We start from the raw sequence: 5,316 nt of genomic DNA on the forward strand, positions 1-5,316 counted from the left end.
CTCCCACCCGGGCCTTTTGAACACCCCCGACCTGCCGCCCTCCTTCTCCACAAGCAGGATGGATGCGATCTCCATGGTCCGGTCCACGGCCTTGCACATGTCGTAGAGGGTCAGGGCGGCCACGGAGACGGCCGTCAGGGCCTCCATTTCGACGCCGGTCTTGCCGGACGCGACGGCCGTGGCCAGTAGGCCGATCCTGCCCGCGTCCTCGTTCAGGGTGATGTCAATCTCCACGTGGGTCAATGGGATGGGGTGACACATGGGGATGAGGTCGCCCGTCTTCTTGGCCGCCGAGATGCCCGCGATCTTCGCCGTGGTCAGCACGTCCCCTTTGCCCATCTCGTCGGCGGAGATCTTCCGGATCGTCTCCGTCGCGGATCGGACTTCCCCGTAGGCCACCGCGCGCCTTTCCGTAACCGGTTTCTCCGTCACGTCCACCATGCGGACGCGTCCTTTTTCATCGAGGTGCGAGAGGTCCATAATCACTCCGTTTCAAGGCGTTTCTCAACAGGACGGACAGGGGCAGGGCCACCACCACCGCCACGCCGGCCTGAACCAGGTTGCCCGGGATCTCCGTCAGCGCGGCGATGCCGCCGAACAGGACCGATCCGGCCAGGTAGTAACCGGTAACCATCCAGGCGCCGCCAATCAGCACGGCTGCGAAGGCTGCGATCCGGCGGGGATGGTCACCGCCCGGGGCGGCCGGCGCAGCGCCGGCGCTCCGTGCATCGCTGACATCCGATGTACCCCGTACGCCCTGGTCGTCAAGTCCGCCCTCGGTGTCGTGACCGCCCCCGGTGCCCCAGAACGCGATCGTTCCGACCAGGATCCCCTCGATCCCCTTGATGACGAGCGTCCAGGGCGCCCAGATGAAGTAGCCGCCCAGCGCGTCGGCCAGGGCAGAACCGACCCCGCCCGCGAGACCACCGATGCGCCATCCGAAGACGAGGGCGAGGGTGAACAGCAGCCCATCGCCGAGATTGATGTATCCCTGCGTGGCCGGATTGGGGATGCGTATGACAAAGGTCGCCAGCGTCACGAGCGCGATCGAGAGCGCGGCCAGCGTCAACCTGCGTACCGGAACAGCGGCCATATCAGGAACCTGTCCTTGCCATTTCACCTAACCTTGCCATTGGTACAGCATCAGGTACACCAGCACGCCGGTGACGGACACGTACAGCCAGATCGGCAGGGTCCATCGGGCCAGCGGCGCGTGGCGCTCGAAACGCCCCTTAAGCGCGTGGCGCAGCGTCAGCACGACCATGGGCACGATGGCCGTGGCCAGGATCGTGTGGCTGATGAGGATGGTGAAATAGACGTAACGAGTCCATCCCTCGCCGGTGAAGGGCGTGCTGCCGTGGTTGAAGTGGTAAATCAGATAGGTGGTGAGAAACAATACGGACGCGGCGACCGCACCCAGCATGCACATCCTGTGCGCAGCGATATTCCGCTTCCTGATGTTGATGTATCCCGCGACCAGGAACGCCGCGCTGGTCGAGTTCAGGCACGCGTTCACCAGGGGCAGGTCCGTTATCTCCAGCATGTGTTACACCTTGTCATAGGCCATCACGGAGAACTGGACCAGCAGGAACACCAGCGACGCCAAAAACAGGTTCCTGGCCGACGCTTCGGTCCGGGTCACGGTCAGGTGGATGGCGAAACCGAGCAGTCCCAGTCCGGCCGCTAAAGCCGCGTAGAAATAGACGACCCCCGAGATGCCCAGTATGGTCGGGACCAGGCTGAAGGCGGTCAGGGCCAGGCAGTTGATCAGGATCTGCACGCTCGTGAACCGGCCGTCCGGATCGACGGCGGGCAGCAGCTGAAACCCGGCGCGGGCGTAGTCTTCGCGGAAGAGCCAGGCCAGCGCGAGGGCGTGGGGCATCTGCCAGAGAAAGAGGATAGCGAACAGGACGCCGGCCTCCAGCCCCAGTTCGTTTCGGGCGGCCGCCCAGCCGGTCACCGGGGGCAACGCGCCCGGGACGGCGCCGAACACGGTCGACAGCGTGGTCCGGTGCTTGAGCGGCGTATAGAGAAACAGGTAGGTGACGGTGATCAGCGCGGTGACCGCACAGCTCAGGACGTTGACCACCAGCGCCAGGTACAACAGGCCCGCCACCGTGATGGCCACGCCGAACCCAAGGGCCTGCGCGGGCTGCAGCTTCCCGGCGGGGAGCGGACGCTTCCGGGTCCGCCGCATCATGGCGTCCCGGTCTCGCTCCATGAACTGATTCAGGGCGAGCGTGCCCCCGGCCGCCAGGGCGGTTCCGGCCAGCGTGTGCAGCAGGCGCAGCCAGTCCACCGGCCCGTCGGATCCAAGATAGAACCCGACGCAGGTGGTCAGCACCAGCATGATGACCAGGCCGGGCTTGGTCAGGGCGATGAAGTCCTTCATGGGGACGAATCAGACAGAGACATTCATGGTCAGCAGGATCAGGCCCAGCAGCACCGCCGCCGCGAAAAGCACGGCGCCCACGATGCCCGAAGCCCTGGACTTGAACCCGATACTGCCGTCTTCGAGGACCCGGGGTTCCAGGAGCCGGACCGCATGGTGCACGATCAACGCGATCACGATCAGCAGCTTGACGGTCATCAGGGCTTCGTAGCCCGGCGGAAGCAGCGGGTACAGCTCGGGCTGGGACGACATCGCCCGGGCGGCCACCCCATCCATGATCCGGTTGTACAGGCTGAACGAACCGCTCACGACCAGGATGATAATCGCCGTCCAGGATACCCGGCGGAATATGGCGCCGGTCCGGCGCATGATCTCCACGCGTTCCTCCGACGCCCTGCCCGACCGGAGCACCGGGGTGAGCGCGACCAGGACGTAGAAGAAACCGCCCGCCCACAGTACGACGCCCAGTACATGCAGCCACATCCACAGAATCTTGGTATCGAACATATGCCGTCTTCCTCCCATTCCTCCGGCGGGCCGTGGAACGACCCTAAGGATCCGCGTGCCTTAAGGCCAGGGCCGCCCGGGATGGGAAGCGGCCATCCGACTCCTGCAAAAATGCCCGGGCCGGACGGTAGCTGTCAATCAGTTTTTAGCGGACCGGAACGGCATCGCGGCCCGGCTGAAAGCAGTTGACACAAGCCGCCCGCGGGCTATAATATCTGCATGATTTTCGGATAGCCGGAAAGCGTCTGCGAAGCCCCGGGATTCATGCGACGACCCGCGACGATGCCCAGCCAGGATGAACGCTTCGACCCGCGACTATGTCCCAGCCAGACCGGAACGCCCCGTACTACCTGGGTCATGACATCGGCGGCACCAAGCTCGCCGTGACCGTCGCCGACCGGAACGGGAAGATCCTGCGCAAGATCCGGCGGCCGACCGTAGCCGATCGAGGTCCGAGGGCCGTGGTGGCGTCGCTGGTGGACATGTCCCGCGAAGCCATGGCGCGCGCCGCGCTCTCCCCGGCGGAGCTGGCCGGCGTCGGCGTCAGTTGCGGCGGTCCCCTGGACACGGAAACCGGGGTGGTCTACGCGCCGCCCAATCTGCCGGGCTGGGACGAGGTCCCGCTGAAGGCGTGGCTGGAAAGCGCGCTTTCGCTGCCGGTTTTCGTCGAAAACGATGCCAACGCCAGTGCCTTGGCGGAGTGGTCCTTCGGGGCCGGGCGGGGCTGCCGGCACATGGTGTACATGACCATGAGCACCGGTATCGGCGGCGGCATCATACTCGACGGCCGACTTTACCGCGGCCCCGGCGACACGGCCGGCGAAGTGGGTCACATGACCATCGTCGAAAACGGTCCTGCCTGCGGTTGCGGAAAGCGCGGGTGCCTGGAAGCCCTGTGTTCGGGGCCATCGATCGCCAGGCGGGCCCGGGAGATTGCGCAGGAGGTTCCCGGTTCGCTCATGGTCGATCTGGCCGGGGGCGAACCGGCAAGCATTACGGCGGAGACCGTCATGGACGCGGCCAGGCAGGACGACCCGGCCGCCCGGGAAATCGTGGACGAGACGGCGCGGTACATGGCCGTGGGACTGGGGAACATCGTGAATATCCTGAACCCGGAGGTCATCGTCATCGGAACCATCCTGGTCAAGGCGCAGGATCTGTTGTTGGAACCTATCCGCGCGTACCTCCGGCGTGAAACCTGGCCGCGGGTCTACGACACGGTGCGGGTCGTGCCCGCCGGACTGGGAGACGAAGTGGGAGATCTCGCCGCCATCGCCGTGATCCGGCAGGCGGTACAATCCGAAGGGAGTGTTTAGGGCATTGGACTGGAACGCGTTGGGACGGGAAGCCGTACAACTGCTGGGCGAGTACCTGCGTATCGACACGACGAATCCCCCCGGGAACGAGGATCGCGCGACCACTTTCCTCAGTCGCATCCTCTCCGAAGAAGGCATCGATTGCCAGGTCCACGAGTCCGCCCCGGGACGCTCCAATCTCTACGCGAGACTGGAAGGGGACGGTTCGAAGCGGGCCGTGGTGCTGCTGAGTCACAGCGACGTGGTACCCGCCGACCGCCGTTACTGGTCCGTCGATCCCTTCGGCGGCGAGGTCCGGGACGGCTACATCTGGGGTCGCGGCGCCCTCGACATGAAGAACCTGGGCATCGCGGAGCTGGTGGTCTTCCTCGCGCTGCACCGGAACCGATTTCCGTTGAAAAGGGACGTGATCTTTCTTGTCACCGCCGACGAGGAGGCCGGCGGATCGGCTGGCGCCCGGTGGATCACACGGAACCGCCCGGAACTCGTCTCGGACGCGGAATTCCTGATCAACGAGAGCGGCAAGGGACGCCTGGAGAACGGCAGGGCCGTCTATTCCATCGACATCACCGAAAAGTCGCCCTGCTGGGTCCGCCTGGTCGCCCGCGGCGAACCCGGCCACGGTTCCCGCCCGAAGCCCCATTCCGCCGTGAACCGGCTCATCCGCGCCTTGAGCGCCATCATGACGTACACGCCTCCGATCAAAGTGACGGACGCGGCCGAGCGGTACTTCGAAGGCATTGCCCACCTGCAGAAAGACGGATACCGCAAGCGATTCGCGAATATCCGGGAATCCGTCCGGGACCGCCGTTTCCTGACGGACCTGCTGCGCAACCAGCATCACGCGGCGATTCTGCGCAATACCATCTCCATAACCATGTTGCAGGGCAGCGACAAAATCAATATCATACCTCAGGCGGCGACGGCCGAACTGGACTGCAGGTTGCTTCCGGGGGAAGAGCCAGGCGATTTCGTCCAGGAGCTGAAACAGGTGGTCGGCGACGACGGGATCGAGATAGAGACCATACTGAACTTCGGGAACTCGTCATCGCCCTTCGCTTCGCCCGTGGTCGAAGCCGTTCGCGAGGTCGTTTCCCGGCA

General features: G+C 65.0%; 6 protein-coding genes and 2 pseudogenes (1 of these 8 only partly in view). 2 read left to right on the forward strand and 6 right to left on the reverse strand.

Translation table 11 applies throughout. The features are described from left to right. The 6 genes and pseudogenes from moaC to F4Z81_07930 all read right to left on the reverse strand — a co-directional run. Window positions 1–480 (reverse strand): cyclic pyranopterin monophosphate synthase MoaC (gene moaC / locus F4Z81_07905; GenBank protein MXW04977.1); only part of this gene is annotated, 480 nt, incomplete at its 3' end. Next, window positions 458–634 (reverse strand): hypothetical protein, encoded by a 177-nt coding sequence (locus F4Z81_07910; GenBank protein MXW04978.1) that lies wholly within the window; start codon window positions 632–634, stop codon window positions 458–460. The genes F4Z81_07910 and moaC, both read right to left, overlap by 23 nt. Window positions 635–814: 180 nt before the next feature. Then, a pseudogene (locus tag F4Z81_07915) lies at window positions 815–1,093 on the reverse strand (ECF transporter S component). Between the two features lie 27 nt (window positions 1,094–1,120). After that, on the reverse strand, window positions 1,121–1,543 hold the full coding sequence (locus F4Z81_07920; GenBank protein ID MXW04979.1) for a DUF420 domain-containing protein: 423 nt from the start codon (window positions 1,541–1,543) through the stop codon (window positions 1,121–1,123). Window positions 1,544–1,546: 3 nt separating this feature from the next. Further along, window positions 1,547–2,392: a protoheme IX farnesyltransferase gene (cyoE, locus tag F4Z81_07925; GenBank protein ID MXW04980.1), complete on the reverse strand. Its 846-nt coding sequence runs from the start codon at window positions 2,390–2,392 to the stop codon at window positions 1,547–1,549. A 9-nt stretch (window positions 2,393–2,401) separates the two neighbouring features. Next, window positions 2,402–2,899, reverse strand: a complete 498-nt coding sequence (locus F4Z81_07930; protein MXW04981.1) for a hypothetical protein — start codon at window positions 2,897–2,899, stop codon at window positions 2,402–2,404. A gap of 317 nt (window positions 2,900–3,216) precedes the next feature. Between F4Z81_07930 and F4Z81_07935 the strand changes: the two genes are divergently transcribed. Then, window positions 3,217–4,215 carry an ROK family protein gene (locus F4Z81_07935; GenBank protein MXW04982.1) on the forward strand — a complete coding sequence of 333 codons (999 nt, stop codon included), beginning with the start codon at window positions 3,217–3,219 and terminating at the stop codon, window positions 4,213–4,215. After that, a pseudogene (locus tag F4Z81_07940) lies at window positions 4,208–5,316 on the forward strand (M20/M25/M40 family metallo-hydrolase) (it continues 511 nt past the right edge of the window). Before F4Z81_07935 ends, F4Z81_07940 begins: the two are co-directional and overlap by 8 nt.

It is taken from the genome of Gemmatimonadota bacterium (genome assembly GCA_009835325.1).
In the GTDB taxonomy this organism is placed as follows: Bacteria; JAAXHH01; JAAXHH01; order JAAXHH01; family JAAXHH01; genus JAAXHH01.

What these genes read in the sequence shown, in the direction of transcription:
- F4Z81_07930 (MXW04981.1), bottom strand. Translation starts at nt 2,899, where the DNA reads ATGTTCGATACCAAGATTCTGTGGATGTGGCTGCATGTACTGGGCGTC.
- F4Z81_07920 (MXW04979.1), bottom strand. Translation starts at nt 1,543, where the DNA reads ATGCTGGAGATAACGGACCTGCCCCTGGTGAACGCGTGCCTGAACTCG.
- F4Z81_07935 (MXW04982.1), top strand. Translation starts at nt 3,217, where the DNA reads ATGTCCCAGCCAGACCGGAACGCCCCGTACTACCTGGGTCATGACATC.
- F4Z81_07910 (MXW04978.1), bottom strand. Translation starts at nt 634, where the DNA reads ATGGTTACCGGTTACTACCTGGCCGGATCGGTCCTGTTCGGCGGCATC.
- cyoE (MXW04980.1), bottom strand. Translation starts at nt 2,392, where the DNA reads ATGAAGGACTTCATCGCCCTGACCAAGCCCGGCCTGGTCATCATGCTG.